Genomic DNA, 26,262 nt, shown 5'->3' with positions numbered 1-26,262 from the left:
TCATATCAGCGAGTTGACCATGCAGCGTATTTTAATCGTTGAAGACGAACAAAAAACAGGTCGTTACCTGCAGCAGGGACTGGTTGAGGAAGGCTATCAGGCCGATCTCTTTAATAATGGCCGCGATGGTCTCGGGGCCGCGTCGAAGGGACAGTATGATTTGATAATACTGGACGTGATGCTGCCTTTCCTCGACGGGTGGCAAATCATCAGCGCACTGAGGGAGTCCGGGCACGAAGAACCGGTCCTGTTTTTAACCGCAAAGGACAACGTGCGGGACAAAGTGAAAGGACTGGAGCTTGGCGCAGATGACTACCTGATTAAGCCCTTTGATTTTACGGAGCTGGTTGCACGTGTAAGAACCCTGCTGCGCCGGGCACGCTCGCAGGCCGCAACAGTCTGCACCATCGCCGATATGACCGTTGATATGGTGCACCGGACCGTGATCCGTTCGGGGAAGAAGATCCATCTCACCGGTAAAGAATACGTTCTGCTTGAGTTGCTGCTGCAACGCACCGGAGAAGTGTTACCCAGGAGTCTTATCTCGTCCCTGGTCTGGAACATGAATTTTGACAGTGATACGAATGTGATTGATGTCGCCGTGAGACGTCTGAGAAGTAAAATTGATGATGACTTTGAGCCAAAACTGATCCATACCGTTCGCGGTGCCGGATATGTCCTGGAGATCAGAGAAGAGTGAGGTTCAAAATTTCCCTGACCACACGCCTGAGCCTGATTTTTTCTGCGGTGATGCTTACGGTATGGTGGTTATCAAGTTTTATCCTGATTAGCACCCTTAATGGCTATTTCGATAATCAGGACCGCGATTTTCTGACAGGTAAACTTCAGCTCACCGAAGAGTTTCTTAAAACAGAGACGTTCCGGAACAAAACGGATATTAAGTCATTATCAGAAAAAATAAACGATGCGATGGTAGGGCACAATGGTTTATTCATTTCTATAAAAAACATGGAAAATGAAAAAATTGTTGAACTCTATGCCAAAAATTCTGTTGTTCCAGCGGTCCTGCTTAATAAGTCGGGTGATATTCTCGACTATATGATCCAGACGGAAGAAAATAACACCGTGTACCGCAGTATCTCGCGGCGGGTTGCCGTGACGCCGGAACAGGGTAAAAGCAAACATGTCATCATTACGGTTGCCACGGATACTGGGTATCACACCCTGTTTATGGACAAACTCAGTACCTGGCTGTTCTGGTTCAATATCGGTCTGGTCTTTATTTCTGTTTTTCTGGGCTGGCTGACCACACGTATTGGTCTGAAACCGTTACGGGAAATGACCAGTCTGGCTTCCTCCATGACTGTACACAGCCTGGATCAGCGTCTAAATCCCGATCTGGCTCCGCCGGAAATCTCTGAGACCATGCAGGAGTTCAATAATATGTTTGATCGCCTGGAGGGGGCATTCCGGAAACTGTCAGATTTCTCGTCTGACATCGCGCATGAGCTGCGCACACCAGTCAGTAATCTGATGATGCAGACGCAGTTTGCACTGGCTAAGGAAAGGGATGTTTCGCATTACCGCGAAATTTTATTCGCTAACCTGGAAGAACTGAAAAGGTTGTCACGAATGACCAGTGACATGCTTTTTCTGGCACGTTCAGAGCATGGTCTGCTGCGGCTGGATAAACATGATGTGGATCTGGCAGCCGAACTGAATGAATTACGTGAGTTGTTCGAGCCCCTGGCAGACGAAACAGGAAAGACAATCACGGTTGAAGGAGAGGGCGTTGTTGCCGGAGACAGCGATATGCTCCGACGTGCTTTCAGTAACCTGCTTTCCAATGCAATCAAGTATTCTCCCGATAACACCTGTACAGCGATACACCTTGAGCGTGACAGTGACTGTGTGAACGTGATGATTACGAATACGATGTCCGGCCAGGTTCCCGCTAATCTGGAACGTTTGTTTGACCGGTTCTATCGCGCAGACTCATCAAGGTTCTACAACACGGAAGGCGCGGGGCTGGGATTATCAATTACAAGGTCGATCATTCATGCTCACGGCGGCGAGCTGTCAGCAGAACAGCAGGGGCGGGAAATTGTGTTCAGTGTGCGTCTGTTAAGAAGTTAATACCGTTATTCAGAAGAAATATTGAAGGTGACAAAAATGTCATCATTCAGTCACGCGATAAACAGAGGCGGTTTTTTATAATCATTCATAAATCAGGACAGCGTGATAATTCAATCGCCCGGTTCCTGGCGTGATGATCAACCAGCCCTGAGATCAAATGCTTTCTCTGTTATAAGCATTGATTGTTCGGGTATGAAAACACCGGAGACCCAACCATGAAAAAGATCCTTGTATCCTTTATTGCCATGATGGCTGTCGCTTCATCTGCCTGGGCTGCAGAGACAATGAACATGCATGACCAGGTAAATAATGCCCAGGCGCCTGCCCATCAGATGCAATCATCCGCTGAAAAAAGTGCAGTTCAGGGGGAGAGCATGAAAATGATGGATATGAGCGGTCACGATCAGGCCGCAATGTCCCATGAAATGATGCAAAACGGCAATTCTGCTGCCCATCAGGACATGGCTGAAATGCATAAAAAAATGATGAAATCCAAGCCAGCAGCTTCTAACGAAACAGCAAAATCATTTTCCGAAATGAACGAGCATGAGAAAGCCGCTGTTGTGCATGAGAAGGCGAATAATGGTCAATCTTCCGTTATTCATCAGCAGCAGGCTGAAAAGCATCGCAGCCAGATCACCCAGAATTAACCCGCAGCTCCACTTGTTAGACCCTCATTTGACGCCGAAGTCACTGGCTTACGCTCCCGTCCGGGAGCGTTTTTTTAAACCAAATGAAAGATTATGTCTGTGTATGATTAATCGTAGTCTGCGGCCTGTTATGAACTAAATGAACGACGGACTAAATTTAACATAAGATAGATTACACGAACTAACACATTGATTTTATTTAAAAAAAGACAAGTCAGCATAACTGTAGCAGTTTATCTCCAGGGATCATGCCTGGCAGAGTGCTGAGACTGGCTGAGAATACGGATGATCGTGACCACAGAATGTGATGACACAAAATAAAGCATGTGCTGTTCAACCGGTAACGAGAAGATATCCTCTCCAAGCTCTGCACGCTGTGTTCCGATCTCGTACATTGCCAGCACGTCAAATACTGCCGCTATCCGGCCGATATACTCATCCGCCTGGACAACCCCGAATTGTCTGAAACTGTAATCCCAGATAGCCTCCAGATCTTCTTCCGCTTTTGGTGTCAGCTCAATTTCTTTCATTTGCCGCCCTGGCTTTAACATTCATCAGGAAAGCATCCTTGTTCCATGGCTTCGCGTCGCCGCTGCTAATCCCTTCGGCCAGTAGATCGCGTAATTCCTGCAGACGGGATTGAGCCTGCTTCTCACGTAATAAACGCAGTGCGTCGCGCATGACCTCACTCTGGGTGCGGTAATCCCCGGCCTTGACCAGGGAATCGATAAATTCACGTAACTCATCGCCAACATCAACCGTCATCGTACGGGCCATATCGCCTCCAGCTTGTAATGTAAGATTTGTTCTTACATTAGTATATCAGCTTCCCCTCCTCCTTCAATCTCCGGCATTTGCATAAAAGACCTCTCGCTTAAAACCGGAGGATCCGGCTTAGCCAGAAATCGGATCAGCGCGGCAGAAACCGGCTAACTATATGATAATTAAAACACGAGAATAAAATCACACCAAGTATGATATTTGTCATATTTAAAAAAATCATCCATGATATGACTTTACTTCAATAAAAAATTATCAAATGGAGAATGCAGGATGGATCACGAAGAGACGTTTTCACTCAGCTATGAACAACTGACCCAGTTTGCGGAAAAACATATTCGTGAATGCAATCTGGATAGCCAGGGCGTGATTTATATGAGCGAGTCAGCCAGGGCCGGAGCCGTGCTGAGCTTGTGGTATGAATTGGCCATTAATGGATATGCCTCAATGAATGCCATAAACAGAAAAGAACTCATAGACGCCGATCAACAGCGCCTCAGAAAGCTCATCTGGCCAGAGACAGATAAGCAATGACTCAGGCGCGCCGACCATCGCCGCTGCAGAGGCGGGTGCTGATTGTGCTGGCTGCACTGGATGCGAAACGTCCAGGGCCGGTCGCCACGCGGGATATTGAGCGGGTACTGGAGCAGGGTGGCGACGCCCCGGTGTACGGGCCGAACCTGCGCGCCTCCTGCCGGCGGATGGAAGCCGCGGGCTGGCTGCTCACCTTGCGCGCCCCGAACCTGCAGCTGGCCGTCGAACTGACGGAGGCAGGCCGTGCGCTGGCCGCCCCGCTATTGGCTGGCGAACAAGCGCGCGTTCTGGCGGAGCAGCGCGCGACGGCGGTCCGGGTATTGCCCCTGGTTCCGCGCAGCCAGGCTGATGAGGCTGACGACCGACCGGTGGAGCTGGACAATCGCTGGCACCTGGCGTGCCGGGGCGACTACGTCATCCGTATCGACGGGACCACCTGTCTGCAGCTATGGAGCGCGGCCGGACAGGTGACGCGCCTGGAAGGCGATCCCCTGCAGGTAGCCACCTGGCTGCAGGCCTGCCATGACGCAGGTATTGCTGTCCGGGTGCAGATCAATATGAGCGCCGCGCCGGAGGAAGGCACGCTGAACGTTGCCGCGCCGGCGGACCTGACCAACACCTGGTACCGACAGCTGGACGCCGCGCTGCAGGCGCAGGGGATCTCTGGCCTGACGGATGAGATCCGCCTTGCTGTGGTGAGGCCTGAGGGCTCATTACGGACGCTGCCGGCGCCGGTGCGCCTGCTGCACGTTCTGCGCGAAATCCCGGAGGCATTCCCGCTCTCAGCCACTGCGTATGAAGAAGATACCGGCGCCGCACTGGACACCCTGCTGGCCCGGTCTGGATTTACTGCGAGCCAGGCGCAGGAGTTGCGGCGGCACCGCATCTGCTGGCCATTAATGGGGTCGTCTCAGAAAACGGAAAATAAAGCACGCTAAGCCGGTGGCAGCGGTCGCAATGGCCTAAACTTCCCCGCACCGACCTTGGCGCTGCTGCGCCATAGGTAATCGCCGGTCAGGTTGATGTGCTCCCACCCCAGCGGCGACAGATATTGCAACAATGTGTCGTCCAGCGCCGTGCCGTTGCCACGCAAAGCACTGGTGGCACGCTCCAGATATACCGTGTTCCACAACACGATGGCCGCCGTCACCAGATTGAGGCCGCTGGCCCGGTAGCGCTGCTGCTCAAAACTGCGGTCGCGGATTTCACCCAATCGGTAGAAGAAGACCGCCCTGGCCAGCGCGTTGCGCGCCTCGCCCTTATTCAGCCCCGCATGGACGCGGCGGCGCAGCTCCACGCTTTGCAGCCAATCCAAAATGAACAGCGTGCGCTCGATGCGCCCCAGCTCGCGCAACGCCACGGCCAAGCCGTTCTGGCGCGGGTAGCTGCCGAGTTTGCGCAGCATCAGCGAAGCCGTTACCGTGCCTTGCTTGATGGAGGTGGCCAGCCGCAGAATTTCATCCCAATGGGCGCGTATTTGCTTGATGTTCAGCCTGTCGCTGCTAATCATCGGCTTGAGCGCGTCATAGGCGGCATCGCCCTTGGGGATGAATAGCTTGGTTTCGCCCAAGTCACGGATACGCGGCGCGAAGCGAAATCCCAGCAAATGCATCAAGCCAAACACGTGATCGGTGAAGCCTGCCGTGTCGGTGTAGTGTTCCTCGATGCGCAAGTCCGACTCGTGGTACAGCAGGCCATCAAGCACGTAAGTTGAATCACGAATGCCCACGTTGACCACCTTGGCACTGAAGGGCGCGTACTGGTCGGAGATATGGGTGTAGAAAGTCCGTCCTGGACTGCTTCCATACTTCGGGTTGATATGACCAGTGCTTTCTGCTTTGCTGCCGGTTCTGAAGTTCTGGCCGTCCGACGATGACGTGGTGCCGTCACCCCAGTTGCCGGCGAAGGGTTGCCGAAACTGCGCATTCACCAGCTCGGCCAGCGCCGTCGAATAGGTTTCATCGCGGATGTGCCAGGCTTGCAGCCAAGACAGCTTGGCGTAGGTGGTGCCAGGGCAGGACTCGGCCATTTTGGTCAGACCCAGGTTGATCGCGTCGGCCAGGATCGTCGTCAACAGCAAGGTTTTGTCCTTGGCCGTGTCGCTGGTCTTCAGGTGTGTGAAGTGGCGGGTGAAGCCCGTCCATTCATCGACCTCCATCAGCAACTCGGTGATTTTGAGGTGCGGCAGCAGCATAGCTGTCTGGTCGATCATGGCTTGCGCGGCGTCTGGTACTGCCGCGTCCAGCGGCGTGATCTTCAGGCCTGACGCGGTGGTGATGATGGCATCCGGTAAGTCGTTGGCCGCAGCCATGCGGTTGACTGTGGCGAGTTGCGCCTCCAACAATTCCAACCGGTCATGCAGGTATTGGTCGCAGTCGGTGGCCACTGCCAGCGGCAATTCGCTGGCCAGCTTCAAAGTGGCGAACTTCTCGACCGGCACCAGGTATTCGTCGAAGTCCTTGAACTGGCGAGAACCCTGCACCCAGACATCACCGGAGCGCAGCGCGTTCTTCAGCTCCGACAGGGCGCATAACTCGTAGTAACGCCGGTCGATGCCGTCGTCGGTCAGAACCAGCTTTGCCCAGCGCGGCTTGATGAATGCGGTTGGCGCATCGGCGGGCACCTTGCGCGCGCTGTCGCTGTTCATGCCGCGCAGCATGTCGATGGCATCGAGCACACCCTTGGCGGCGGGCGCAGCCCGCAATTTGAGCACGCCCAGGAACTGCGGCGCGTAGCGGCGTAGCGTGGCATAGCTTTCACCGATGTGGTGCAGGAAATCAAAGTCGGCAGGCCGCGCCAATGTTTGCGCTTCGGTGACGCTGGCGGCGATGGTGTCCCAGGGCATAACGGCCTCGATGGCGGCGAACGGATCGCTGCCGCTTTGCTTGGCCTCAATCAACGCTTGACCGATGCGCCCATACATCCGCACCTTGTCGTTGATCGCCTTGCCGGAAGCCTGGAACTGCTGCTGATGCTTGTTCTTGGCCGCGTTGAACAGCTTGCCGATGATGCGATCGTGAAGGTCGATGATTTCATCGGTGACGGTGGCCATGCCTTCGATGGCCAGCGCTACCAGCGTGGCATAGCGTCGTTGCACCTCGAACTTTGCCAGATCAGCAGGCGTCATCTGGCCACCTTCACGAGCGATTTTGAGCAGGCGGTTCTGGTGAACCTGCCGCTCGATGCCTGCGGGCAGATCAAGTGCTTGCCAGGATTTCAGGCGCTCAATATGTTCGAGCATGTGGCGAGAGTTCGGTTTGGCAGGCGACTGGCGCAGCCATGCCAGCCACGTCACTTTACTGCCGTCCTTGCGCTTGAGAAGTTCGTCCAGGCGCTGACGGTGGGGTGATAACAAAGAATCGGTCAGCGCCGCGTAAATGCGTCGGTTGGCACGGGTGATGGCCTCGGCGCTTGCGCGCTCGATGGCATTCATGGCGGGCAGGATAATGCTCTGCCGCCGCAGATTCTCGACAAGTGCGCTCGCCAGCACGATGCCTTTGTCGGTCTGCAAGGCCAGCTCGGTCAATGTATGCACGGCTTGCCGATAGTGGCTCATGGTGAAGGGCTTGAACCCAAAAACCGTTTGCAGCTCGACCAAGTGCTCCCGCCGTGTCTGTTCGCGCTGGCCGTACTCGCTCCAACTTTCCACTGGCATCTTGAGTTGCGCGGCCACCATGCGCAACAGGGGCGGAAACGGAGGCTCATCGACGCCCAAAAAGGTGCCAGGGAATCGCAAGTAGCAAAGCTGCACAGCGAAGCCCAATCGATTCGCGGCGCCGCGACGCTGACGGATCACCGACAGGTCGGTTTCGTTGAACGTGTAGTGCCGTATCAGTTCGTCTTTGGCATCTGGCAGTGCCAGCAGGCTTTCGCGCTCGGTGGCGGACAGGATTGAGCGGCGTGGCATGGTCAGTCTTCCCGCAGGTACTGGTACAAGGTTTCGCGGCTGATGCCGAAGTCACGGGCCACCAAGGTTTTTTGGTCGCCTGCCGCAACTCGCCGTTTCAACTCGGCAATTTGTTCGCTGTTCAGCGATTTCTTTCGTCCCCGGTAGGCACCGCGCTGCTTGGCCAGCACGATTCCCTCGCGCTGACGTTCGCGGATCAGGGCGCGCTCGAACTCAGCGAAGGCTCCCATGACCGACAGCATCAGATTGGCCATCGGTGAGTCCTCGCCGGTGAACTTCAGCCCTTCTTTGACGAACTCCATGCGCACGCCCCGTTGTGTCAGCCCTTGGACGATGCGGCGCAGGTCATCAAGGTTGCGTGCCAGCCTGTCCATGCTATGCACCACCACGGTGTCGCCCTCGCGGACGAAGGCCAGCAGCCTTTCCAGCTCGGGACGCTGGGTGTCCTTGCCAGAAGCCTTGTCGGTGAACACCCGCGCCACCTGAACACCCTCCAATTGCCGTTCCGGGTTCTGGTCGAAGCTGCTGACGCGGACATAGCCGATGCGTTGACCTTGCAAGATGCCTCCAAAGGCAAAAGTGTCAGGATGAAATCTATTACCTTTGACGGAATATGTCAATCAATAGGAAATTTAACTCTATTCTGACATCGTTTGCACATGGTGTCGTTTTCAGAAGACGGCTGCACTGAACGTCAGAAGCCGACTGCACTATAGCAGCGGAGGGGTTGGATCCATCAGGCAACGACGGGCTGCTGCCGGCCATCAGCGGACGCAGGGAGGACTTTCCGCAACCGGCCGTTCGATGCGGCACCGATGGCCTTCGCGCAGGGGTAGTGAATCCGCCAGGATTGACTTGCGCTGCCCTACCTCTCACTAGTGAGGGGCGGCAGCGCATCAAGCGGTGAGCGCACTCCGGCACCGCCAACTTTCAGCACATGCGTGTAAATCATCGTCGTAGAGACGTCGGAATGGCCGAGCAGATCCTGCACGGTTCGAATGTCGTAACCGCTGCGGAGCAAGGCCGTCGCGAACGAGTGGCGGAGGGTGTGCGGTGTGGCGGGCTTCGTGATGCCTGCTTGTTCTACGGCACGTTTGAAGGCGCGCTGAAAGGTCTGGTCATACATGTGATGGCGACGCACGACACCGCTCCGTGGATCGGTCGAATGCGTGTGCTGCGCAAAAACCCAGAACCACGGCCAGGAATGCCCGGCGCGCGGATACTTCCGCTCAAGGGCGTCGGGAAGCGCAACGCCGCTGCGGCCCTCGGCCTGGTCCTTCAGCCACCATGCCCGTGCACGCGACAGCTGCTCGCGCAGGCTGGGTGCCAAGCTCTCGGGTAACATCAAGGCCCGATCCTTGGAGCCCTTGCCCTCCCGCACGATGATCGTGCCGTGATCGAAATCCAGATCCTTGACCCGCAGTTGCAAACCCTCACTGATCCGCATGCCCGTTCCATACAGAAGCTGGGCGAACAAACGATGCTCGCCTTCCAGAAAACCGAGGATGCGAACCACTTCATCCGGGGTCAGCACCACCGGCAAGCGCCGCGACGGCCGAGGTCTTCCGATCTCCTGAAGCCAGGGCAGATCCGTGCACAGCACCTTGCCGTAGAAGAACAGCAAGGCCGCCAATGCCTGACGATGCGTGGAGACCGAAACCTTGCGCTCGTTCGCCAGCCAGGACAGAAATGCCTCGACTTCGCTGCTGCCCAAGGTTGCCGGGTGACGCACACCGTGGAAACGGATGAAGGCACGAACCCAGTGGACATAAGCCTGTTCGGTTCGTAAACTGTAATGCAAGTAGCGTATGCGCTCACGCAACTGGTCCAGAACCTTGACCGAACGCAGCGGTGGTAACGGCGCAGTGGCGGTTTTCATGGCTTGTTATGACTGTTTTTTTGTACAGTCTATGCCTCGGGCATCCAAGCAGCAAGCGCGTTACGCCGTGGGTCGATGTTTGATGTTATGGAGCAGCAACGATGTTACGCAGCAGGGCAGTCGCCCTAAAACAAAGTTAACCCCTAAGGAAGTATCGTGAAACTATCACTAATGGCAGCAATTTCGAAGAATGGAGTTATCGGAAATGGCCCAGATATTCCATGGAGTGCCAAAGGGGAACAATTACTCTTCAAAGCGATTACCTATAATCAGTGGCTTTTGGTAGGCCGAAAGACTTTCGAGTCAATGGGGGCTTTACCCAACCGAAAATATGCCGTTGTAACTCGTTCAAGCTTCACTTCCAGTGATGAGAATGTATTGGTATTTCCATCTATCGATGAAGCGCTAAATCATCTGAAGACGATAACGGATCATGTGATTGTGTCTGGTGGTGGTGAAATATACAAAAGCCTGATCGATAAAGTTGATACTTTACATATTTCAACAATCGACATTGAGCCAGAAGGTGATGTCTATTTTCCAGAAATCCCCAGTAGTTTTAGGCCAGTTTTTAGCCAAGACTTCGTGTCTAACATAAATTATAGTTACCAAATCTGGCAAAAGGGTTAACAAGTGGCAGCAACTGACCGCCAAAAGTGTCACTTGTTTTGCCAAAAAGCCGGCAAAACAAGCGCCAATTTTGTCGGCAGCTGTGCCAGGCGTTAAACATCATGAGGGAAGCGGTGATCGCCGAAGTATCGACTCAACTATCAGAGGTAGTTGGCGTCATCGAGCGCCATCTCGAACCGACGTTGCTGGCCGTACATTTGTACGGCTCCGCAGTGGATGGCGGCCTGAAGCCACACAGTGATATTGATTTGCTGGTTACGGTGACCGTAAGGCTTGATGAAACAACGCGGCGAGCTTTGATCAACGACCTTTTGGAAACTTCGGCTTCCCCTGGAGAGAGCGAGATTCTCCGCGCTGTAGAAGTCACCATTGTTGTGCACGACGACATCATTCCGTGGCGTTATCCAGCTAAGCGCGAACTGCAATTTGGAGAATGGCAGCGCAATGACATTCTTGCAGGTATCTTCGAGCCAGCCACGATCGACATTGATCTGGCTATCTTGCTGACAAAAGCAAGAGAACATAGCGTTGCCTTGGTAGGTCCAGCGGCGGAGGAACTCTTTGATCCGGTTCCTGAACAGGATCTATTTGAGGCGCTAAATGAAACCTTAACGCTATGGAACTCGCCGCCCGACTGGGCTGGCGATGAGCGAAATGTAGTGCTTACGTTGTCCCGCATTTGGTACAGCGCAGTAACCGGCAAAATCGCGCCGAAGGATGTCGCTGCCGACTGGGCAATGGAGCGCCTGCCGGCCCAGTATCAGCCCGTCATACTTGAAGCTAGACAGGCTTATCTTGGACAAGAAGAAGATCGCTTGGCCTCCCGCGCAGATCAGTTGGAAGAATTTGTTCACTACGTGAAAGGCGAGATCACCAAGGTAGTCGGCAAATAATGTCTAACAATTCGTTCAAGCCGACGCCGCTTCGCGGCGCGGCTTAACTCAAGCGTTAGATGCACTAAGCACATAATTGCTCACAGCCAAACTATCAGGTCAAGTCTGCTTTTATTATTTTTAAGCGTGCATAATAAGCCCTACACAAATTGGGAGATATATCATGAAAGGCTGGCTTTTTCTTGTTATCGCAATAGTTGGCGAAGTAATCGCAACATCCGCATTAAAATCTAGCGAGGGCTTTACTAAGCTTGCCCCTTCCGCCGTTGTCATAATCGGTTATGGCATCGCATTTTATTTTCTTTCTCTGGTTCTGAAATCCATCCCTGTCGGTGTTGCTTATGCAGTCTGGTCGGGACTCGGCGTCGTCATAATTACAGCCATTGCCTGGTTGCTTCATGGGCAAAAGCTTGATGCGTGGGGCTTTGTAGGTATGGGGCTCATAATTGCTGCCTTTTTGCTCGCCCGATCCCCATCGTGGAAGTCGCTGCGGAGGCCGACGCCATGGTGACGGTGTTCGGCATTCTGAATCTCACCGAGGACTCCTTCTTCGATGAGAGCCGGCGGCTAGACCCCGCCGGCGCTGTCACCGCGGCGATCGAAATGCTGCGAGTCGGATCAGACGTCGTGGATGTCGGACCGGCCGCCAGCCATCCGGACGCGAGGCCTGTATCGCCGGCCGATGAGATCAGACGTATTGCGCCGCTCTTAGACGCCCTGTCCGATCAGATGCACCGTGTTTCAATCGACAGCTTCCAACCGGAAACCCAGCGCTATGCGCTCAAGCGCGGCGTGGGTTACCTGAACGATATCCAAGGATTTCCTGACCCTGCGCTCTATCCCGATATTGCTGAGGCGGACTGCAGGCTGGTGGTTATGCACTCAGCGCAGCGGGATGGCATCGCCACCCGCACCGGTCACCTTCGACCCGAAGACGCGCTCGACGAGATTGTGCGGTTCTTCGAGGCGCGGGTTTCCGCCTTGCGACGGAGCGGGGTCGCTGCCGACCGGCTCATCCTCGATCCGGGGATGGGATTTTTCTTGAGCCCCGCACCGGAAACATCGCTGCACGTGCTGTCGAACCTTCAAAAGCTGAAGTCGGCGTTGGGGCTTCCGCTATTGGTCTCGGTGTCGCGGAAATCCTTCTTGGGCGCCACCGTTGGCCTTCCTGTAAAGGATCTGGGTCCAGCGAGCCTTGCGGCGGAACTTCACGCGATCGGCAATGGCGCTGACTACGTCCGCACCCACGCGCCTGGAGATCTGCGAAGCGCAATCACCTTCTCGGAAACCCTCGCGAAATTTCGCAGTCGCGACGCCAGAGACCGAGGGTTAGATCATGCCTAGCATTCACCTTCCGGCCGCCCGCTAGCGGACCCTGGTCAGGTTCCGCGAAGGTGGGCGCAGACATGCTGGGCTCGTCAGGATCAAACTGCACTATGAGGCGGCGGTTCATACCGCGCCAGGGGAGCGAATGGACAGCGAGGAGCCTCCGAACGTTCGGGTCGCCTGCTCGGGTGATATCGACGAGGTTGTGCGGCTGATGCACGACGCTGCGGCGTGGATGTCCGCCAAGGGAACGCCCGCCTGGGACGTCGCGCGGATCGACCGGACATTCGCGGAGACCTTCGTCCTGAGATCCGAGCTCCTAGTCGCGAGTTGCAGCGACGGCATCGTCGGCTGTTGCACCTTGTCGGCCGAGGATCCCGAGTTCTGGCCCGACGCCCTCAAGGGGGAGGCCGCATATCTGCACAAGCTCGCGGTGCGACGGACACATGCGGGCCGGGGTGTCAGCTCCGCGCTGATCGAGGCTTGCCGCCATGCCGCGCGAACGCAGGGGTGCGCCAAGCTGCGGCTCGACTGCCACCCGAACCTGCGTGGCCTATACGAGCGGCTCGGATTCACCCACGTCGACACTTTCAATCCCGGCTGGGATCCAACCTTCATCGCAGAACGCCTAGAACTCGAAATCTAACGTCCGTTCGGGCATCGAGGTCCATGTCGGGGTGGGACGGGCCCGTGGCTTCAAGATCACTTGCAGTCCGACCGCGATGTCTTGGTTGCGCGAGAGGTTGTCGATATCCTCCACTTCCATCATCAACCCTGGATAATGCCGCCGCCGTCATCGCCGCCGACGCCCGTGCCGGGCTTTTCGGGCCTGTCAGGCTTGCTCGGCCTTCAGCCTGCCTGGGCGAGATCTCCGGCGGACGGATTAACGGCGGAGCTTCGCCGCCTTTCGTGCGTGTGAAGGCCGAAGATAGTTCTCTCAAAAACATCCGTTTATGAGAGATACCAAATGTCATTTTCAGAAGACGACTGCACCAGTTGATTGGGCGTAATGGCTGTTGTGCAGCCAGCTCCTGACAGTTCAATATCAGAAGTGATCTGCACCAATCTCGACTATGCTCAATACTCGTGTGGGCTCTGTTGCAAAAATCGTGAAGCTTGAGCATGCTTGGCGGAGATTGGACGGACGGAACGATGACGGATTTCAAGTGGCGCCATTTCCAGGGTGATGTGATCCTGTGGGCGGTGCGCTGGTATTGTCGCTATCCGATCAGCTATCGCGACCTTGAGGAAATGCTGGCGGAACGCGGCATTTCGGTCGACCATACGACGATCTATCGCTGGGTCCAGTGCTACGCCCCGGAGATGGAGAAGCGGCTGCGCTGGTTCTGGCGGCGTGGCTTTGATCCGAGCTGGCGCCTGGATGAAACCTACGTCAAGGTGCGGGGCAAGTGGACCTACCTGTACCGGGCAGTCGACAAGCGGGGCGACACGATCGATTTCTACCTGTCGCCGACCCGCAGCGCCAAGGCAGCGAAGCGGTTCCTGGGCAAGGCCCTGCGAGGCCTGAAGCACTGGGAAAAGCCTGCCACGCTCAATACCGACAAAGCGCCGAGCTATGGTGCAGCGATCACCGAATTGAAGCGCGAAGGAAAGCTGGACCGGGAGACGGCCCACCGGCAGGTGAAGTATCTCAATAACGTGATCGAGGCCGATCACGGAAAGCTCAAGATACTGATCAAGCCGGTGCGCGGTTTCAAATCGATCCCCACGGCCTATGCCACGATCAAGGGATTCGAAGTCATGCGAGCCCTGCGCAAAGGACAGGCTCGCCCCTGGTGCCTGCAGCCCGGCATCAGGGGCGAGGTGCGCCTTGTGGAGAGAGCTTTTGGCATTGGGCCCTCGGCGCTGACGGAGGCCATGGGCATGCTCAACCACCATTTCGCAGCAGCCGCCTGATCGGCGCAGAGCGACAGCCTACCTCTGACTGCCGCCAATCTTTGCAACAGAGCCCTCAATAACGTGATCGAGGCCGATCACGGAAAGCTCAAGATACTGATCAAGCCGGTGCGCGGTTTCAAATCGATCCCCACGGCCTATGCCACGATCAAGGGATTCGAAGTCATGCGAGCCCTGCGCAAAGGACAGGCTCGCCCCTGGTGCCTGCAGCCCGGCATCAGGGGCGAGGTGCGCCTTGTGGAGAGAGCTTTTGGCATTGGGCCCTCGGCGCTGACGGAGGCCATGGGCATGCTCAACCACCATTTCGCAGCAGCCGCCTGATCGGCGCAGAGCGACAGCCTACCTCTGACTGCCGCCAATCTTTGCAACAGAGCCCTCAATAACGTGATCGAGGCCGATCACGGAAAGCTCAAGATACTGATCAAGCCGGTGCGCGGTTTCAAATCGATCCCCACGGCCTATGCCACGATCAAGGGATTCGAAGTCATGCGAGCCCTGCGCAAAGGACAGGCTCGCCCCTGGTGCCTGCAGCCCGGCATCAGGGGCGAGGTGCGCCTTGTGGAGAGAGCTTTTGGCATTGGGCCCTCGGCGCTGACGGAGGCCATGGGCATGCTCAACCACCATTTCGCAGCAGCCGCCTGATCGGCGCAGAGCGACAGCCTACCTCTGACTGCCGCCAATCTTTGCAACAGAGCCTCCGTCGCCATGCTCACCTCGCTTTGGTGCACACGAGTATTGAGCATAGTCGGGGAGCCCGCAGAATTCGGAAAAAATCGTACGCTAAGGTTTTCCGGGCATCCGTAAGGGCCGAAACTTCCCGTCTTCCAGTCTGCGGCTCTGCCGCCAGACGTAATCGCCGGTTAGGTTGATGTGCTCCCAGCCCAGCGGCGACAGGAATTGCAGCAGCTCGCCGTCCACCGGCTTGCCGGCCTCGACCAACCCCTGGGTGGCGCGTTCCAGGTACACCGTGTTCCACAGCACGATAGCCGCCGTCACCAGGTTGAGGCCGCTGGCCCGGTAGCGCTGCTGCTCGAAGCTCCGATCCCTGATTTCCCCAAGGCGGTTGAAGAACACCGCCCTGGCCAGCGAGTTGCGCGCCTCACCTTTGTTCAGGCCGGCATGCACGCGGCGGCGCAGTTCAACACTTTGCAGCCAGTCCAGGATGAACAGCGTGCGCTCGATCCGGCCCAGCTCGCGCAGGGCCACGGCCAGTCCGTTCTGGCGCGGGTAGCTGCCGAGCTTGCGCAGCATCAGCGAGGCGGTGACGGTGCCCTGCTTGATCGAGCTGGCCAGGCGCAGGATGTCGTCCCAGTGGGCACGCACGTGCTTGATGTTCAGGGTGCCGCCGATCAGCGGGCGCAACGTCGGGTAGGCTTGCACGCCCTGCGGCACGTACAGCTTGGTTTCGCCGAGGTCGCGGATGCGCGGCGCGAAGCGGAAGCCTAGCAGGTGCATCAGGGCAAAGACGTGATCGGTGAAGCCGGCCGTGTCGGTGTAGTGCTCCTCGATCCGCAGGTCGGACTCGTGGTACAGCAGGCCGTCGAGCACATAGGTGGAATCGCGGACGCCGACATTCACCACGCGGGTGCTGAACGGCGCGTACTGGTCGGAGATATGGGTATAGAACAGCCGTCCCGGCTCGCTACCGTACTTCGGGTTGACGTGCCCGGTGCTCTCGCCCCGGCCACCCGCGCGGAAGCGCTGGCCATCGGAGGATGAGGTCGTGCCGTCGCCCCAGTGGGCGGCAAAGGCGTGGCGATACTGGTGGTTGACCAGCTCGGCCAAGGCCGCCGAATAGGTTTCGTCGCGGATGTGCCAGGCTTGCAGCCAGGACAGCTTGGCGTAGGTCAGGCCGGGGCTCGACTCGGCCATCTTGGTCAGCCCGAGGTTGATCGCATCACCGAGGATTGCGGACAGCAGCAACGTCCTGTCTTTGGCCTCGGCCCCGTCCTTCAAGTGGGTGAAGTGGCGGCTGAAGCCCGTCCAGTCGTCCACGTCCATCAGCAGTTCGGTGATCTTGATGCGCGGCAGTAACTGGCTGGTTTGGTCGATCAGCGCCTGCGCCCGATCCGGCACCGCCGCATCCAGCGGGGTGATTTTCAGCCCTGACTCGGTGAGGATGGCATCGGGCAGCTCGTTGTCCTTGGCCAGGCGGGTGACGGTGGCCAACTGCTCGTCCAGCAGCTGCAAACGCTCTTCCAGGTACTGGTCGCTGTTCGGGTTGATCGCCAGGGGCAGGGCCTGCTCGCGCTTGAGTGCGGCGAACTTCTCGGCCGGCAGCAGGTAGTCGTCGAAGTCGCGGAACTGCCGCGAGCCCTTGACCCAGATGTCGCCGGAGCGCAGGGCGTTCTTCAGCTCGGACAGGGCGCAGATTTCGTAGAATTTCCGGTCGAGGCCTTCCGGGGTGATCACCAGCGGCTTCCAGCGCGGCTTGATGAAGGCCGTGGGTGCATCGGCCGGCACCTTGCGCAGGTTGTCGGCGTTCATCTCACGCAGGGTCTGCACGGCTGCCAGCACGCCTTGCGCGGCCGGCGCGGCGCGCAGTTCCAGCACCTCCAGCAAGGCCGGCGTGTAACGGCGCAGGGTGGCGAAGTTCTCGCCGACCAGGTGCAGGTGGTCGAAGCCTTCCGGCCGGGCCAGCAGCTCGGCCTCGCTGACGCTCTCGGTGAACTCGTCCCAGGGAATCACCGCCTCGATGGCGGCATAGGGGTCGCTGCCGCTTTCCTTCGCTTCCAGCAGCGCCTGGCCGATCCTGGAGTACAGGCGCACCTTGTCGTTGATCGCCTTGCCCTGCTTCTGGAACTGCTGCTGATGCTTGTGCTTCGCGCCGCTGAACAGCTTGACCAGGATGCGGTCATGCAGATCGACCAGCTCATCGATCACGGTCGCGGTGCTCTCCAGCACCACGGCGGCCAGGGTCGCGTAGCGGCGCTGCGGCTCGAACTTACCGAGGTCTTTGGGCGTCATCTGCCCACCCTCGCGGGCCAGCTTGAGCAGGCGGTTCTGGTGGATGTGCCGGCCCAGGCCTTCGGGCAAGTCCACCAACTGAAATGTCTTCAGCCGCTCGATGTGTTCCAGCATGTGCCGAGAGTTGGGTTTCAGCGGTGCCTGGCGCAGCCAGGTCAACCAGGTGATGCTGCTGCCGGCCTTGAGCTTCAACAGCTCGTCCAGCTTGGCCCGATGCGAGTCCGTGAGTGGTTCGACCAGGGCGCGGTAGACCCGCCGATTGGCTCGCGCAATGGCTTCCGAGCAGGCCCGGTCAATCACGCTCAGCGCCGGCAGGATGCGTCGTTTCTGCCGTAGGCTCTCCAGGGCCTGACCGGCCAGCAGCAAGCCTTTGTCGGTCTGCTGGGCCAGCTCGGTTAGCTCGCGCACCAGGGCGCGGAAGTCGGACAGGCCGAACGGGGCCAGTTGCAGGTAGGTGCGCAGTTCCTGGGCATGCTCGCGACGGGTCACGTCGCGCTCGCCGTACTTTGCCCAGCTCGCCGGCTCGGCCTGGACTTGCTTCGCCACCCACAGGATGACCGGCTCGGGCAGCTCGCTGTCGGTTCCCAGCGCGTAACCGGGGTAGCGCAGCAGGCAGAGCTGCACGGCGAAGCCGAGGCGGTTGGCGTCGCCGCGTCGCTGGCGGATCAGCGACAGGTCGGAGTCGTTGAAGGTGTAGTAGCGGATCAGGTCATCCTGGCTTTCCGGCAGCGCAAGCAGGGTGTCCCGCTCCGTGGCCGAGAGGATCAAGCGACGCGGCATGTGTCAGTCGTCCGTGCGGAGGTACTGGTAGAGGGTTTCCCGGCTGATGTTGAACTCGCGGGCAAGCTGCGCCTTGGGCTCGCCGGCCGTCGCTCGCTGCCGCAGGGTAGCAGCCTGCTCATCGGACAGGGCTTTCTTGCGGCCCCGGTACGCGCCACGCTGCTTGGCCAAGGCGATGCCCTCACGCTGCCGCTCGCGGATCAGGGCGCGCTCGAACTCAGCGAAGGCCCCCATCACCGACAGCATCAGGTTGGCCATCGGCGAGTCCTCGCCAGTGAACACCAGGCCCTCCTTCAGGAACTCGATGCGCACGCCGCGCTGAGTCAGCTTCTGTACCAAGCGACGCAGGTCATCGAGGTTGCGGGCCAGCCGATCCATGCTGTGCACCACCACTGTATCGCCTTCGCGGACGAAGCTCAGCAGCGCTTCGAGCTGGGGGCGCTGGGTGTCCTTGCCCGATGCCTTGTCGGTGAACACCTTGCTCACCTGGGTTTGTTCCAGCTGGCGTTCCGGGTTCTGGTCAAAGCTGCTGACCCGGACGTAGCCGATGCGGTGCCCCTGCACGATGTCTCCTTGGTTGAAGGCGGCTTAAGTGCACTTTCTGTTCCGTTGTGCCTCAAAGCCCATTTCTGTCAGGCTGAAATCTATAACCTTCGCGGGCATGTGTCAAAAAATGGGAAAGCAGACTCTATTCTGACGAAGCGGCGCGGCCCTGCCTGACATCAAGTTAGGGTATAGCTTAACCGGACACCTCGGCCTCTGTGCCTTTACTGCTTTTCGGTACAACCGTCAAGAACAGGCAGAGCGCTCCGATAGTTATCGCCACATCAGCGAGGTTGAAGGCGGGCCAGTGCGCAAGTCGCCAATGGAAGTCAAGGAAATCAACAACCTGTCCACGCAGCACACGATCCGCGACATTGCCCAGCGCACCGCCGAGGATCAGGCTGTATCCCATCGCTTCGAGACGGGGCAATTGCTGGCACAGCATGCGTCCCAGCCAAGCAGAAACGACCAGGCCCAGCGTGATGAAAAAGTAACGTTGCCAGCCGCCAGCGTTCGCCAGAAAGCTGAATGCCGCGCCGGGATTCAGGACATGGACGAAGTTGAAGAAGGGCGTGACTTCGACCTGTTCACCGTAGGCAAACGTGCGGGTGATGGCGAACTTTGCGAGCTGATCGGTCATGACAGCACTGGCGGCCACTGCGAACCAGACCCAAGTCGATGTGCGGCGAGCCGATTGCCACACAGGGACGGCCAGCGGCATCAGCCACCCGGCGAGCGCCGTGCAACTCAATCCAAGTACCCACCCCGCCAGCACATCGGCAGGAAAGTGCATTCCGGCTGCGATGCGTGACCAACCGACCAATGCGGCGTACAACACCAAGCCGATGCGGCCACGACGGCCTATCAAAGGCCAGAGCGCGCCGACCACCAGCGCGGCATAGGTGGCATGCCCGCTGGGCAGGCTGTAGTGTCGTTCGATGCCCCCGATAACGCGCACCATGTCGCCAAAAACGGCAGGCGGGCGTGGAAAGTCGATCCATAGCTTCAAGATGGTGGCGACGAGAAATGCCAACGCAAAGGCCACGCTAAAGACTCTGAGTCTGTACCGGATGGCATCGGCCCGCGTTGGGTCAGGTGCCGACTTTGACCATCCCCACATCGCCAAGAGCATCAGTGGTGCAGTCCAGTAGTTGCCTATCACAAGGTTGAAGAACGATGCCAGCGGTTCCAGCGCTGCAGGTGTGCTCATGTTGATGGCTTGGAACAACGCGATGTTCAGACCACCCCAGTCGTAGAGAAAGAATTTCCAGCTCATTTGCGCAACAGCCTCAAGCCATTGCCAACGACGAGCAAGCTGGCCCCCATATCAGCAAACACCGCCATCCACATGGTCGCTTGACCCGTGAAGGTCAGCACCAGAAATACTGCCTTGATGCCAAGGGCCAGCACAATGTTTTGCATCAGCACCTGCGCCGTCGCACGCGACAGGCGCACGAAGGTCGGAATCTTGCGCAGGTTGTCGTCCATCAGGGCCACGTCGGCGGTCTCGATTGCGGTATCTGTGCCAGCCGCTCCCATTGCAAAGCCGATGTCCGCACGCGCCAAGGCCGGGGCATCGTTGATGCCATCACCGACCATGCCAACCTTGCCGCTTCGGGCCAGTTGCTCCACTTCGCGCAATTTGTCATCTGGGAGTAGGTTGCCTTGCGCACGGTCGATTCCGGCTTGTGCGGCAATGGCCTGTGCCGTATGGGGGTTGTCGCCGGTCAGCATCATGGTGTTGATGCCCAGTGCGTGCAGCTCGGCGATGGCGGTCCTGCTGCTGTCCTTGATGGTGTCCGCTACGGCGAATAAGGCATGTACCGCCTTTGCGCCTACCAACATCACGACGGTCTTGCCAGCGGTTTCCAGCGCAGCGATGCGCTGCTCCAGCTCTGGTGTGCACTGCCCCAGCTCTTCGAGCATCCGGTGGTTGCCCAGATGGTAGGTCGCACCGTTGATTTGGCCTTGCACACCCCGACCGGGCAGCGCGTTGAATTCGGCCACGTCGAGCAAGGCAACCCCGTCCGTCTGCGCGGCCTGTGCCACCGCCTTGGATACAGGATGGTCCGAGCGGGCCGCCAGACTGGCAGCGATGCTGCGGCTGTCCGAGGCGAGTGCATTGCCCCATGTGACAAAGTCGGTCTGTGCGGGCTTGCCGTGCGTGATCGTGCCGGTCTTGTCCAGAGCCAGCCAGCGCAGCTTGCGGCCTTCTTCCAGATAGACGCCACCTTTGATGAGAATGCCGTGGCGGGCGGCGGCGGCCAGGCCGCTGACGATGCTGACCGGTGTAGAGATCACCAGTGCGCACGGGCAGGCGACCACCAGCAGAACCAATGCACGGTAGATCCAGTCGAGCCATGCCGCACCCATGAACAGCGGCGGCAACAACGCGACGGCGATGGCAACGCCGAATACAACGGGGGTGTACCAGCGGGCGAACTGATCGACAAAACGCTGAGTCGGCGCACGACTACCTTGCGCAGCCTCTACCGCGTGAATGATCCGGGCCAAAGTGGAGTTGTTGGCCAAGGCGGTGACGCGGTACTCGAACGAGCCGGATTCGTTGATCGTGCCAGCGAACACCGAATCACCGGGGGATTTTTCGACCGGGAGGCTTTCACCCGTGATCGGGGCTTGGTTGACGGCAGAGCGGCCTTCCAGCACCTCACCATCAAGGGCGATGCGCTCACCTGGTTTGACCCGGACGCGGGCGCCGATGGTGATTTGCTTGGCGCCCACCTCGCGCCATGTGCCGTCAGCCTGCTGTACCGTGGCCTGTTCCGGGGTCAGGTCGAGCAGGCCACGGATAGCGTTACGAGCGCGATCCAGCGATTTGGCTTCGATTACCTCGGCCAGCGCGAACAGTACCATCACCATTGCCGCTTCGGGCCAGTGGCCGATCAACATGGCACCCGTGACCGCAATCGACATGAGGGCGTTCATGTTGAGATTACGGTTCTTGAGCGCAATCCACCCCTTCTTGTAGGTGGAGAGGCCACCCGTGAAGACCGCGACAAGCGCCAGAACGACAACCGACCAGTGATTGCCGTTGTGGAGCCAGTAGACCGCCTCGGCCGCCGATGCAGTGACCAAGGAGATGCCCAGCGGCCACCAGTTGGTCGGCGTGGTCACAGGGGCGGCGGATGGAGATGCGACCTCTGCCGTGTCCACGACCTGCGCCTCGAATCCAAGCGCTTGCAGTGCCACGAGCACGTCTGGCAGAACCTGGTTCGCATGGCGTACCGACAGCGTGCGCTGCATCAGGTTGAAATCGAGATCAGCAACACCGGCCACGGTGCCGAGCTTGTTGCGGATCAACGTCTCTTCGGTCGGGCAATCCATCTTGGCAATGGACAGCTTGGTCGTCTGCTCGGCCGACGCCTGATCCATGCGCACAGCTTGCATGCCGATGGCCTTCAGCGCCTGCTCGACGGGAGACAACGAAGGCAATTCGTGTCGCACGGCCAAGGTACGTTGCATCAGGTTGAATTCAAGACCCGCCACCCCCGCCAGACCGGCCAGTTTGCTTCGGATCAGCGCCTCTTCGGTCGGGCAATCCATGTTCTCGATGCGGTACACCGCTTGAGCCGATCCGGTTGCCAGCGGGGCCGGTGCCGTGGGTTGGATGATCGGCTCAGTCGTGCAGCCACACCCCTTTGAAGCGCATTCGCTCATGAGTAACTCCTGAAAATCTTCTATTCAGCCTCCATTAAAATCTCTATAGTCACTATAGAGTCAAGTGATAATTGGAGATTGATGCATGGAAATCAGAATTGGCGACCTCGCCAAGCGCTCTGGGTGCGAGGTCGTGACCATCCGCTACTACGAGAAGGAAGGGCTACTGCCGAAGCCAGCGCGAAGCGGTGGCAACTTCCGGCTGTACGGTGAGGCGCACATTGAGCGCTTGCAATTCATCCGTCATTGCCGTTCGCTCGACATGACGTTGAGCGAGATTCGCGCATTGCTGGGTCTGCGAGACAACCCGATGCAGGACTGTGGGGAGGTCAACACGCTGCTGGAGGCCCATATTCAACAGGTGGAAATGCGTGTGTCCGCGCTGTTGCAGTTAAAACGGCACTTGGTTGATTTGCGCGAGAAGTGTTCTGGCTCTCGATCTGTAGAGGCGTGCGGCATTTTGCAAGGGTTGGGCAATTGCAATTGCCATGGTGAAAGTGCCACGAACAGTCAAACATCTGGGTAAGTAAGGGCTTAGCGTGCTTTATTTTCCGTTTTCTGAGGCGACCCCTATCTTGCCTTACCATCCTCGTTTTCAAAGGCGACAAACTCTTTAAAACAACGGCACTGTTGCAAAGTTAGCGATGAGGCAGCCTTTTGTCTTATTCAAAGGCCTTACATTTCAAAAACTCTGCTTACCAGGCGCATTTCGCCCAGGGGATCACCATAATAAAATGCTGAGGCCTGGCCTTTGCGTAGTGCACGCATCACCTCAATACCTTTGATGGTGGCGTAAGCCGTCTTCATGGATTTAAATCCCAGCGTGGCGCCGATTATCCGTTTCAGTTTGCCATGATCGCATTCAATCACGTTGTTCCGGTACTTAATCTGTCGGTGTTCAACGTCAGACGGGCACCGGCCTTCGCGTTTGAGCAGAGCAAGCGCGCGACCATAGGCGGGCGCTTTATCCGTGTTGATGAATCGCGGGATCTGCCACTTCTTCACGTTGTTGAGGATTTTACCCAGAAACCGGTATGCAGCTTTGCTGTTACGACGGGAGGAGAGATAAAAATCGACAGTGCGGCCCCGGCTGTCGACGGCCCGGTACAGATACGCCCAGCGGCCATTGACCTTCACGTAGGTTTCATCCATGTGCCACGGGCAAAGATCGGAAGGGTTACGCCAGTACCAGCGCAGCCGTTTTTCCATTTCAGGCGCATAACGCTGAACCCAGCGGTAAATCGTGGAGTGATCGACATTCACTCCGCGTTCAGCCAGCATCTCCTGCAGCTCACGGTAACTGATGCCGTATTTGCAGTACCAGCGTACGGCCCACAGAATGATGTCACGCTGAAAATGCCGGCCTTTGAATGGGTTCATGTGCAGCTCCATCAGCAAAAGGGGATGATAAGTTTATCACCACCGACTATTTGCAACAGTGCCCTCTCGGTACTGGTGGTATTCATGGTGCTGGCTGCGCTTTACGAAAGCTGGTCCGTTCCCTTCGCGGTCATACTCGTTGTTCCTCTGGGGCTGCTTGGCGCTGTGCTCGCCGTATCCGTTACGAATATGACGAATGACGTCTTTTTCAAAGTGGGCCTGATAACCCTGATTGGACTTTCCGCCAAGAATGCGATTTTGATTATCGAGTTCGCGAGACAATTGATGAATGAAGGAAAGAGCCTTATTGATGCGACATTGATGGCAGCAAAGCAGCGCTTGCGGCCAATACTCATGACTTCTCTGGCTTTCACATTAGGTGTTGTTCCGCTGATGCTCGCCAGTGGAGCCAGCGACAGCACGCAGCATGCGATTGGCACCGGTGTATTCGGCGGGATGATTAGCGGAACGCTACTGGCCATTTTCTTTGTTCCGGTATTTTTCGTGGCGATCACCCGATTTACTGGCATGCGAAAAGGCAGACCTGGGAATAGCCGGAACGGCTAATCTCTGCCCTGTGTCCCGGCCAGTTTAAAGCAGGTTTCTTGCTGAACTGGCAGGCATAACATTATCAAGGACATTATGAACATCATTGTCACTCAAAGGTTAATCATTCGCCCTTTTAAGGCAGAGGATGCGGCAGCACTTTTCGATTACCTCTCTTCACCACGTGCTCCTTGCTTTAATGATGAAAAGTTACATTCGCTAGCCGAGGCGGAGAGCGACGTGGCTAAACGAGCCACGGACCCAGCGCAGTTTGCCGTTTGTCTAAAAGAAACTGATACGTTAATCGGACATTTTTTTGCGGACAATAGCGACGAGCCAGACAGCAATACATGGTCAGTGGGCTGGCATTTTAATCAACGTTATGAACGTCAGGGATATGCGAGCGAGTCAGTTGCTGCACTATTTGATTATTTATTTAAAGTAAAAGATGCCAGGCGTTTGTATGCCTGGGTAGAAGTTTACAATCTGGCCTCTCAAAAACTCTGTGAACGTTTGCATATGCGGCATGAAGGTTGTTTTGGCACTGTTGCAAATAGTCGGTGGTGATAAACTTATCATCCCCTTTTGCTGATGGAGCTGCACATGAACCCATTCAAAGGCCGGCATTTTCAGCGTGACATCATTCTGTGGGCCGTACGCTGGTACTGCAAATACGGCATCAGTTACCGTGAGCTGCAGGAGATGCTGGCTGAACGCGGAGTGAATGTCGATCACTCCACGATTTACCGCTGGGTTCAGCGTTATGCGCCTGAAATGGAAAAACGGCTGCGCTGGTACTGGCGTAACCCTTCCGATCTTTGCCCGTGGCACATGGATGAAACCTACGTGAAGGTCAATGGCCGCTGGGCGTATCTGTACCGGGCCGTCGACAGCCGGGGCCGCACTGTCGATTTTTATCTCTCCTCCCGTCGTAACAGCAAAGCTGCATACCGGTTTCTGGGTAAAATCCTCAACAACGTGAAGAAGTGGCAGATCCCGCGATTCATCAACACGGATAAAGCGCCCGCCTATGGTCGCGCGCTTGCTCTGCTCAAACGCGAAGGCCGGTGCCCGTCTGACGTTGAACACCGACAGATTAAGTACCGGAACAACGTGATTGAATGCGATCATGGCAAACTGAAACGGATAATCGGCGCCACGCTGGGATTTAAATCCATGAAGACGGCTTACGCCACCATCAAAGGTATTGAGGTGATGCGTGCACTACGCAAAGGCCAGGCCTCAGCATTTTATTATGGTGATCCCCTGGGCGAAATGCGCCTGGTAAGCAGAGTTTTTGAAATGTAAGGCCTTTGAATAAGACAAAAGGCTGCCTCATCGCTAACTTTGCAACAGTGCCGTCTGAACTGGTGTGCGCCTGCCATGCGCGGAAAGGGAACGTTTCCTGCCCGCTGATTGCGTCACTGCAAGACGGAACGAAGCTCGCTGCATCGGCGCGGGGGAGTCACGGGGTGACTACGCCTTAGCGTGCTTTATTTTCCGAATTCTGAGACGACCCCTGGTATGGATGACGGATGGCTGGCCGCTGTATGAATCACGCCTGAAGGGAAAGCTGCACGTTATCAGCAAGCGTTACACTCAGCGCATTGAGCGACATAACCTGAATCTGAGACAACATCTGGCAAGGCTGGGACGGAAGTCACTGTCGTTCTCAAAATCGGTGGAGCTGCATGACAAGGTCATCGGGCATTATCTGAACATAAAACACTATCAGTAAGTTGGAGTCATTACCGG

At 57.2% G+C, this 26,262-nt stretch carries 23 protein-coding genes and 7 pseudogenes; 20 read left to right on the top strand and 10 right to left on the bottom strand.

Annotated elements, in window-relative coordinates; genetic code table 11:
* Nucleotides 1-19 precede the first annotated feature (19 nt).
* From pcoR to pcoE, 3 genes are all read left to right on the top strand, one after another.
* Nucleotides 20-700: a copper response regulator transcription factor PcoR gene (pcoR, locus tag C2U54_RS25090; protein ID WP_103181204.1), complete on the top strand. Its 681-nt coding sequence runs from the start codon at nucleotides 20-22 to the stop codon at nucleotides 698-700.
* Nucleotides 697-2,097 carry a copper resistance membrane spanning protein PcoS gene (gene pcoS, locus C2U54_RS25085; RefSeq protein WP_103181203.1) on the top strand — a complete coding sequence of 467 codons (1,401 nt, stop codon included), beginning with the start codon at nucleotides 697-699 and terminating at the stop codon, nucleotides 2,095-2,097. Before pcoR ends, pcoS begins: the two co-directional genes overlap by 4 nt.
* Before the next feature lie 215 nt (nucleotides 2,098-2,312).
* Complete coding sequence (gene pcoE, locus C2U54_RS25080; protein WP_004388336.1) at nucleotides 2,313-2,747, top strand: copper resistance system metallochaperone PcoE; 435 nt, start codon at nucleotides 2,313-2,315, stop codon at nucleotides 2,745-2,747.
* Between the two features lie 233 nt (nucleotides 2,748-2,980).
* Here the strand turns inward: pcoE and C2U54_RS25075 are convergent, their stop codons facing one another.
* Nucleotides 2,981-3,277 carry a type II toxin-antitoxin system RelE/ParE family toxin gene (locus tag C2U54_RS25075; RefSeq protein ID WP_103181202.1) on the bottom strand — a complete coding sequence of 99 codons (297 nt, stop codon included), beginning with the start codon at nucleotides 3,275-3,277 and terminating at the stop codon, nucleotides 2,981-2,983.
* Nucleotides 3,264-3,524, bottom strand: a complete 261-nt coding sequence (locus tag C2U54_RS25070) for a type II toxin-antitoxin system ParD family antitoxin (protein ID WP_103181201.1) — start codon at nucleotides 3,522-3,524, stop codon at nucleotides 3,264-3,266. Before C2U54_RS25070 ends, C2U54_RS25075 begins: the two co-directional genes overlap by 14 nt.
* A gap of 276 nt (nucleotides 3,525-3,800) precedes the next feature.
* On the opposite strand from C2U54_RS25070, the gene C2U54_RS25065 reads away from it, so the two are divergent.
* A complete protein-coding gene (locus C2U54_RS25065) occupies nucleotides 3,801-4,061 on the top strand; it encodes a hypothetical protein (RefSeq protein WP_103181200.1) in 261 nt (86 codons plus the stop codon).
* Complete coding sequence (locus C2U54_RS25060) at nucleotides 4,058-4,999, top strand: hypothetical protein (RefSeq protein WP_103181199.1); 942 nt, start codon at nucleotides 4,058-4,060, stop codon at nucleotides 4,997-4,999. Before C2U54_RS25065 ends, C2U54_RS25060 begins: the two co-directional genes overlap by 4 nt.
* Here the strand turns inward: C2U54_RS25060 and C2U54_RS25055 are convergent.
* The 3 genes from C2U54_RS25055 to intI1 all read right to left on the bottom strand — a co-directional run bounded on the left by C2U54_RS25055 (nucleotide 4,996) and on the right by intI1 (nucleotide 9,847).
* On the bottom strand, nucleotides 4,996-7,968 hold the full coding sequence (locus C2U54_RS25055) for a Tn3 family transposase (RefSeq protein ID WP_103181198.1): 2,973 nt from the start codon (nucleotides 7,966-7,968) through the stop codon (nucleotides 4,996-4,998). The genes C2U54_RS25060 and C2U54_RS25055 overlap by 4 nt on opposite strands.
* Nucleotides 7,969-7,970: 2 nt before the next feature.
* Nucleotides 7,971-8,528, bottom strand: coding sequence for a recombinase family protein (locus C2U54_RS25050; RefSeq protein WP_001162012.1), 558 nt, complete (start codon nucleotides 8,526-8,528; stop codon nucleotides 7,971-7,973).
* Nucleotides 8,529-8,833: 305 nt separating this feature from the next.
* Nucleotides 8,834-9,847 (bottom strand): class 1 integron integrase IntI1, encoded by a 1,014-nt coding sequence (gene intI1 / locus C2U54_RS25040; RefSeq protein WP_000845048.1) that lies wholly within the window; start codon nucleotides 9,845-9,847, stop codon nucleotides 8,834-8,836.
* Nucleotides 9,848-10,003: 156 nt separating this feature from the next.
* Here intI1 and dfrA15 point away from each other — a divergent pair, with 156 nt between their 5' ends.
* From dfrA15 to C2U54_RS24990, 9 genes and pseudogenes are all read left to right on the top strand, one after another.
* Nucleotides 10,004-10,477: a trimethoprim-resistant dihydrofolate reductase DfrA15 gene (dfrA15, locus tag C2U54_RS25035; protein ID WP_001355915.1), complete on the top strand. Its 474-nt coding sequence runs from the start codon at nucleotides 10,004-10,006 to the stop codon at nucleotides 10,475-10,477.
* 101 nt (nucleotides 10,478-10,578) lie between these two features.
* Complete coding sequence (aadA1, locus tag C2U54_RS25030) at nucleotides 10,579-11,370, top strand: ANT(3'')-Ia family aminoglycoside nucleotidyltransferase AadA1 (protein WP_001206316.1); 792 nt, start codon at nucleotides 10,579-10,581, stop codon at nucleotides 11,368-11,370.
* A 163-nt stretch (nucleotides 11,371-11,533) separates the two neighbouring features.
* Nucleotides 11,534-11,881: a quaternary ammonium compound efflux SMR transporter QacE delta 1 gene (locus tag C2U54_RS25025; protein WP_000679427.1), complete on the top strand. Its 348-nt coding sequence runs from the start codon at nucleotides 11,534-11,536 to the stop codon at nucleotides 11,879-11,881.
* Nucleotides 11,875-12,714 (top strand): sulfonamide-resistant dihydropteroate synthase Sul1, encoded by an 840-nt coding sequence (gene sul1, locus C2U54_RS25020; protein ID WP_000259031.1) that lies wholly within the window; start codon nucleotides 11,875-11,877, stop codon nucleotides 12,712-12,714. Before C2U54_RS25025 ends, sul1 begins: the two co-directional genes overlap by 7 nt.
* 127 nt (nucleotides 12,715-12,841) lie before the next feature.
* Nucleotides 12,842-13,342, top strand: coding sequence for a GNAT family N-acetyltransferase (locus C2U54_RS25010; RefSeq protein ID WP_000376623.1), 501 nt, complete (start codon nucleotides 12,842-12,844; stop codon nucleotides 13,340-13,342).
* 320 nt (nucleotides 13,343-13,662) lie between these two features.
* Nucleotides 13,663-13,731, top strand: a pseudogene (locus tag C2U54_RS27565) (EAL domain-containing protein); the annotation flags it as partial.
* 117 nt (nucleotides 13,732-13,848) lie between these two features.
* Complete coding sequence (locus tag C2U54_RS25000) at nucleotides 13,849-14,613, top strand: IS6-like element IS6100 family transposase (protein WP_001389365.1); 765 nt, start codon at nucleotides 13,849-13,851, stop codon at nucleotides 14,611-14,613.
* A 54-nt stretch (nucleotides 14,614-14,667) separates the two neighbouring features.
* Nucleotides 14,668-14,934, top strand: a pseudogene (locus tag C2U54_RS24995) (DDE-type integrase/transposase/recombinase); the annotation flags it as partial.
* Between the two features lie 54 nt (nucleotides 14,935-14,988).
* Nucleotides 14,989-15,255 (top strand): annotated as a pseudogene (locus C2U54_RS24990) (DDE-type integrase/transposase/recombinase); the annotation flags it as partial.
* Between the two features lie 138 nt (nucleotides 15,256-15,393).
* Here the strand turns inward: C2U54_RS24990 and C2U54_RS24975 are convergent.
* The 4 genes from C2U54_RS24975 to C2U54_RS24960 form a co-directional block, all read right to left on the bottom strand.
* The gene (locus C2U54_RS24975) at nucleotides 15,394-18,360 is read right to left on the bottom strand and encodes a Tn3-like element TnAs1 family transposase (protein WP_001138014.1); all 2,967 of its coding nucleotides are present in this window, start codon (nucleotides 18,358-18,360) and stop codon (nucleotides 15,394-15,396) included.
* Between the two features lie 3 nt (nucleotides 18,361-18,363).
* The gene (locus C2U54_RS24970) at nucleotides 18,364-18,924 is read right to left on the bottom strand and encodes a recombinase family protein (protein ID WP_001161490.1); all 561 of its coding nucleotides are present in this window, start codon (nucleotides 18,922-18,924) and stop codon (nucleotides 18,364-18,366) included.
* A gap of 175 nt (nucleotides 18,925-19,099) precedes the next feature.
* A complete protein-coding gene (gene lspA, locus C2U54_RS24965) occupies nucleotides 19,100-20,179 on the bottom strand; it encodes a signal peptidase II (RefSeq protein ID WP_075149163.1) in 1,080 nt (359 codons plus the stop codon).
* The gene (locus C2U54_RS24960) at nucleotides 20,176-22,581 is read right to left on the bottom strand and encodes a heavy metal translocating P-type ATPase (RefSeq protein WP_034375348.1); all 2,406 of its coding nucleotides are present in this window, start codon (nucleotides 22,579-22,581) and stop codon (nucleotides 20,176-20,178) included. The genes lspA and C2U54_RS24960 overlap by 4 nt, the downstream gene beginning before the upstream one ends.
* Before the next feature lie 85 nt (nucleotides 22,582-22,666).
* Between C2U54_RS24960 and cadR the strand changes: the two genes are divergently transcribed.
* Entirely contained in the window at nucleotides 22,667-23,107 is a 441-nt protein-coding gene (cadR, locus tag C2U54_RS24955) for a Cd(II)/Pb(II)-responsive transcriptional regulator (RefSeq protein ID WP_003804130.1), read from the top strand.
* 149 nt (nucleotides 23,108-23,256) lie between these two features.
* Here cadR and C2U54_RS24945 read toward each other — a convergent pair whose 3' ends face one another.
* Complete coding sequence (locus C2U54_RS24945; RefSeq protein ID WP_001067855.1) at nucleotides 23,257-23,961, bottom strand: IS6-like element IS26 family transposase; 705 nt, start codon at nucleotides 23,959-23,961, stop codon at nucleotides 23,257-23,259.
* Between C2U54_RS24945 and C2U54_RS24935 the strand changes: the two are divergent.
* The 5 genes and pseudogenes from C2U54_RS24935 to C2U54_RS24910 form a co-directional block, all read left to right on the top strand.
* A pseudogene (locus tag C2U54_RS24935) lies at nucleotides 23,944-24,528 on the top strand (efflux RND transporter permease subunit); the annotation flags it as partial. The gene C2U54_RS24945 and the pseudogene C2U54_RS24935 sit on opposite strands and share 18 nt — an antisense overlap.
* Nucleotides 24,529-24,603: 75 nt before the next feature.
* Nucleotides 24,604-25,047, top strand: a pseudogene (locus C2U54_RS24930) (GNAT family N-acetyltransferase); the annotation flags it as partial.
* Nucleotides 25,048-25,110: 63 nt separating this feature from the next.
* On the top strand, nucleotides 25,111-25,815 hold the full coding sequence (locus tag C2U54_RS24925) for an IS6-like element IS26 family transposase (RefSeq protein WP_001067855.1): 705 nt from the start codon (nucleotides 25,111-25,113) through the stop codon (nucleotides 25,813-25,815).
* A gap of 29 nt (nucleotides 25,816-25,844) precedes the next feature.
* Nucleotides 25,845-25,994, top strand: a pseudogene (locus C2U54_RS24915) (MerR family transcriptional regulator); the annotation flags it as partial.
* A 32-nt stretch (nucleotides 25,995-26,026) separates the two neighbouring features.
* Nucleotides 26,027-26,245 (top strand): annotated as a pseudogene (locus C2U54_RS24910) (IS1 family transposase); the annotation flags it as partial.
* Nucleotides 26,246-26,262 lie beyond the last annotated feature (17 nt).

Origin of the sequence: Leclercia sp. LSNIH1, assembly GCF_002902985.1 — a bacterium.
GTDB lineage: Bacteria > Pseudomonadota > Gammaproteobacteria > Enterobacterales > Enterobacteriaceae > Enterobacter.
The sequence above is the reverse complement of the archived record's forward strand: the minus strand, read 5'-3'. Positions and strand labels throughout refer to the sequence as shown.

What these genes read in the sequence shown, in the direction of transcription:
- C2U54_RS24975 (WP_001138014.1), bottom strand. Translation starts at nt 18,360, where the DNA reads ATGCCGCGTCGCTTGATCCTCTCGGCCACGGAGCGGGACACCCTGCTT.
- C2U54_RS25060 (WP_103181199.1), top strand. Translation starts at nt 4,058, where the DNA reads ATGACTCAGGCGCGCCGACCATCGCCGCTGCAGAGGCGGGTGCTGATT.
- sul1 (WP_000259031.1), top strand. Translation starts at nt 11,875, where the DNA reads ATGGTGACGGTGTTCGGCATTCTGAATCTCACCGAGGACTCCTTCTTC.
- pcoE (WP_004388336.1), top strand. Translation starts at nt 2,313, where the DNA reads ATGAAAAAGATCCTTGTATCCTTTATTGCCATGATGGCTGTCGCTTCA.
- C2U54_RS25070 (WP_103181201.1), bottom strand. Translation starts at nt 3,524, where the DNA reads ATGGCCCGTACGATGACGGTTGATGTTGGCGATGAGTTACGTGAATTT.
- lspA (WP_075149163.1), bottom strand. Translation starts at nt 20,179, where the DNA reads ATGAGCTGGAAATTCTTTCTCTACGACTGGGGTGGTCTGAACATCGCG.
- C2U54_RS24925 (WP_001067855.1), top strand. Translation starts at nt 25,111, where the DNA reads ATGAACCCATTCAAAGGCCGGCATTTTCAGCGTGACATCATTCTGTGG.
- C2U54_RS25065 (WP_103181200.1), top strand. Translation starts at nt 3,801, where the DNA reads ATGGATCACGAAGAGACGTTTTCACTCAGCTATGAACAACTGACCCAG.
- cadR (WP_003804130.1), top strand. Translation starts at nt 22,667, where the DNA reads ATGGAAATCAGAATTGGCGACCTCGCCAAGCGCTCTGGGTGCGAGGTC.
- C2U54_RS25000 (WP_001389365.1), top strand. Translation starts at nt 13,849, where the DNA reads ATGACGGATTTCAAGTGGCGCCATTTCCAGGGTGATGTGATCCTGTGG.
- aadA1 (WP_001206316.1), top strand. Translation starts at nt 10,579, where the DNA reads ATGAGGGAAGCGGTGATCGCCGAAGTATCGACTCAACTATCAGAGGTA.
- pcoR (WP_103181204.1), top strand. Translation starts at nt 20, where the DNA reads ATGCAGCGTATTTTAATCGTTGAAGACGAACAAAAAACAGGTCGTTAC.
- intI1 (WP_000845048.1), bottom strand. Translation starts at nt 9,847, where the DNA reads ATGAAAACCGCCACTGCGCCGTTACCACCGCTGCGTTCGGTCAAGGTT.
- C2U54_RS24945 (WP_001067855.1), bottom strand. Translation starts at nt 23,961, where the DNA reads ATGAACCCATTCAAAGGCCGGCATTTTCAGCGTGACATCATTCTGTGG.
- C2U54_RS25055 (WP_103181198.1), bottom strand. Translation starts at nt 7,968, where the DNA reads ATGCCACGCCGCTCAATCCTGTCCGCCACCGAGCGCGAAAGCCTGCTG.
- C2U54_RS24960 (WP_034375348.1), bottom strand. Translation starts at nt 22,581, where the DNA reads ATGAGCGAATGCGCTTCAAAGGGGTGTGGCTGCACGACTGAGCCGATC.
- C2U54_RS25075 (WP_103181202.1), bottom strand. Translation starts at nt 3,277, where the DNA reads ATGAAAGAAATTGAGCTGACACCAAAAGCGGAAGAAGATCTGGAGGCT.
- C2U54_RS25010 (WP_000376623.1), top strand. Translation starts at nt 12,842, where the DNA reads ATGGACAGCGAGGAGCCTCCGAACGTTCGGGTCGCCTGCTCGGGTGAT.
- C2U54_RS25025 (WP_000679427.1), top strand. Translation starts at nt 11,534, where the DNA reads ATGAAAGGCTGGCTTTTTCTTGTTATCGCAATAGTTGGCGAAGTAATC.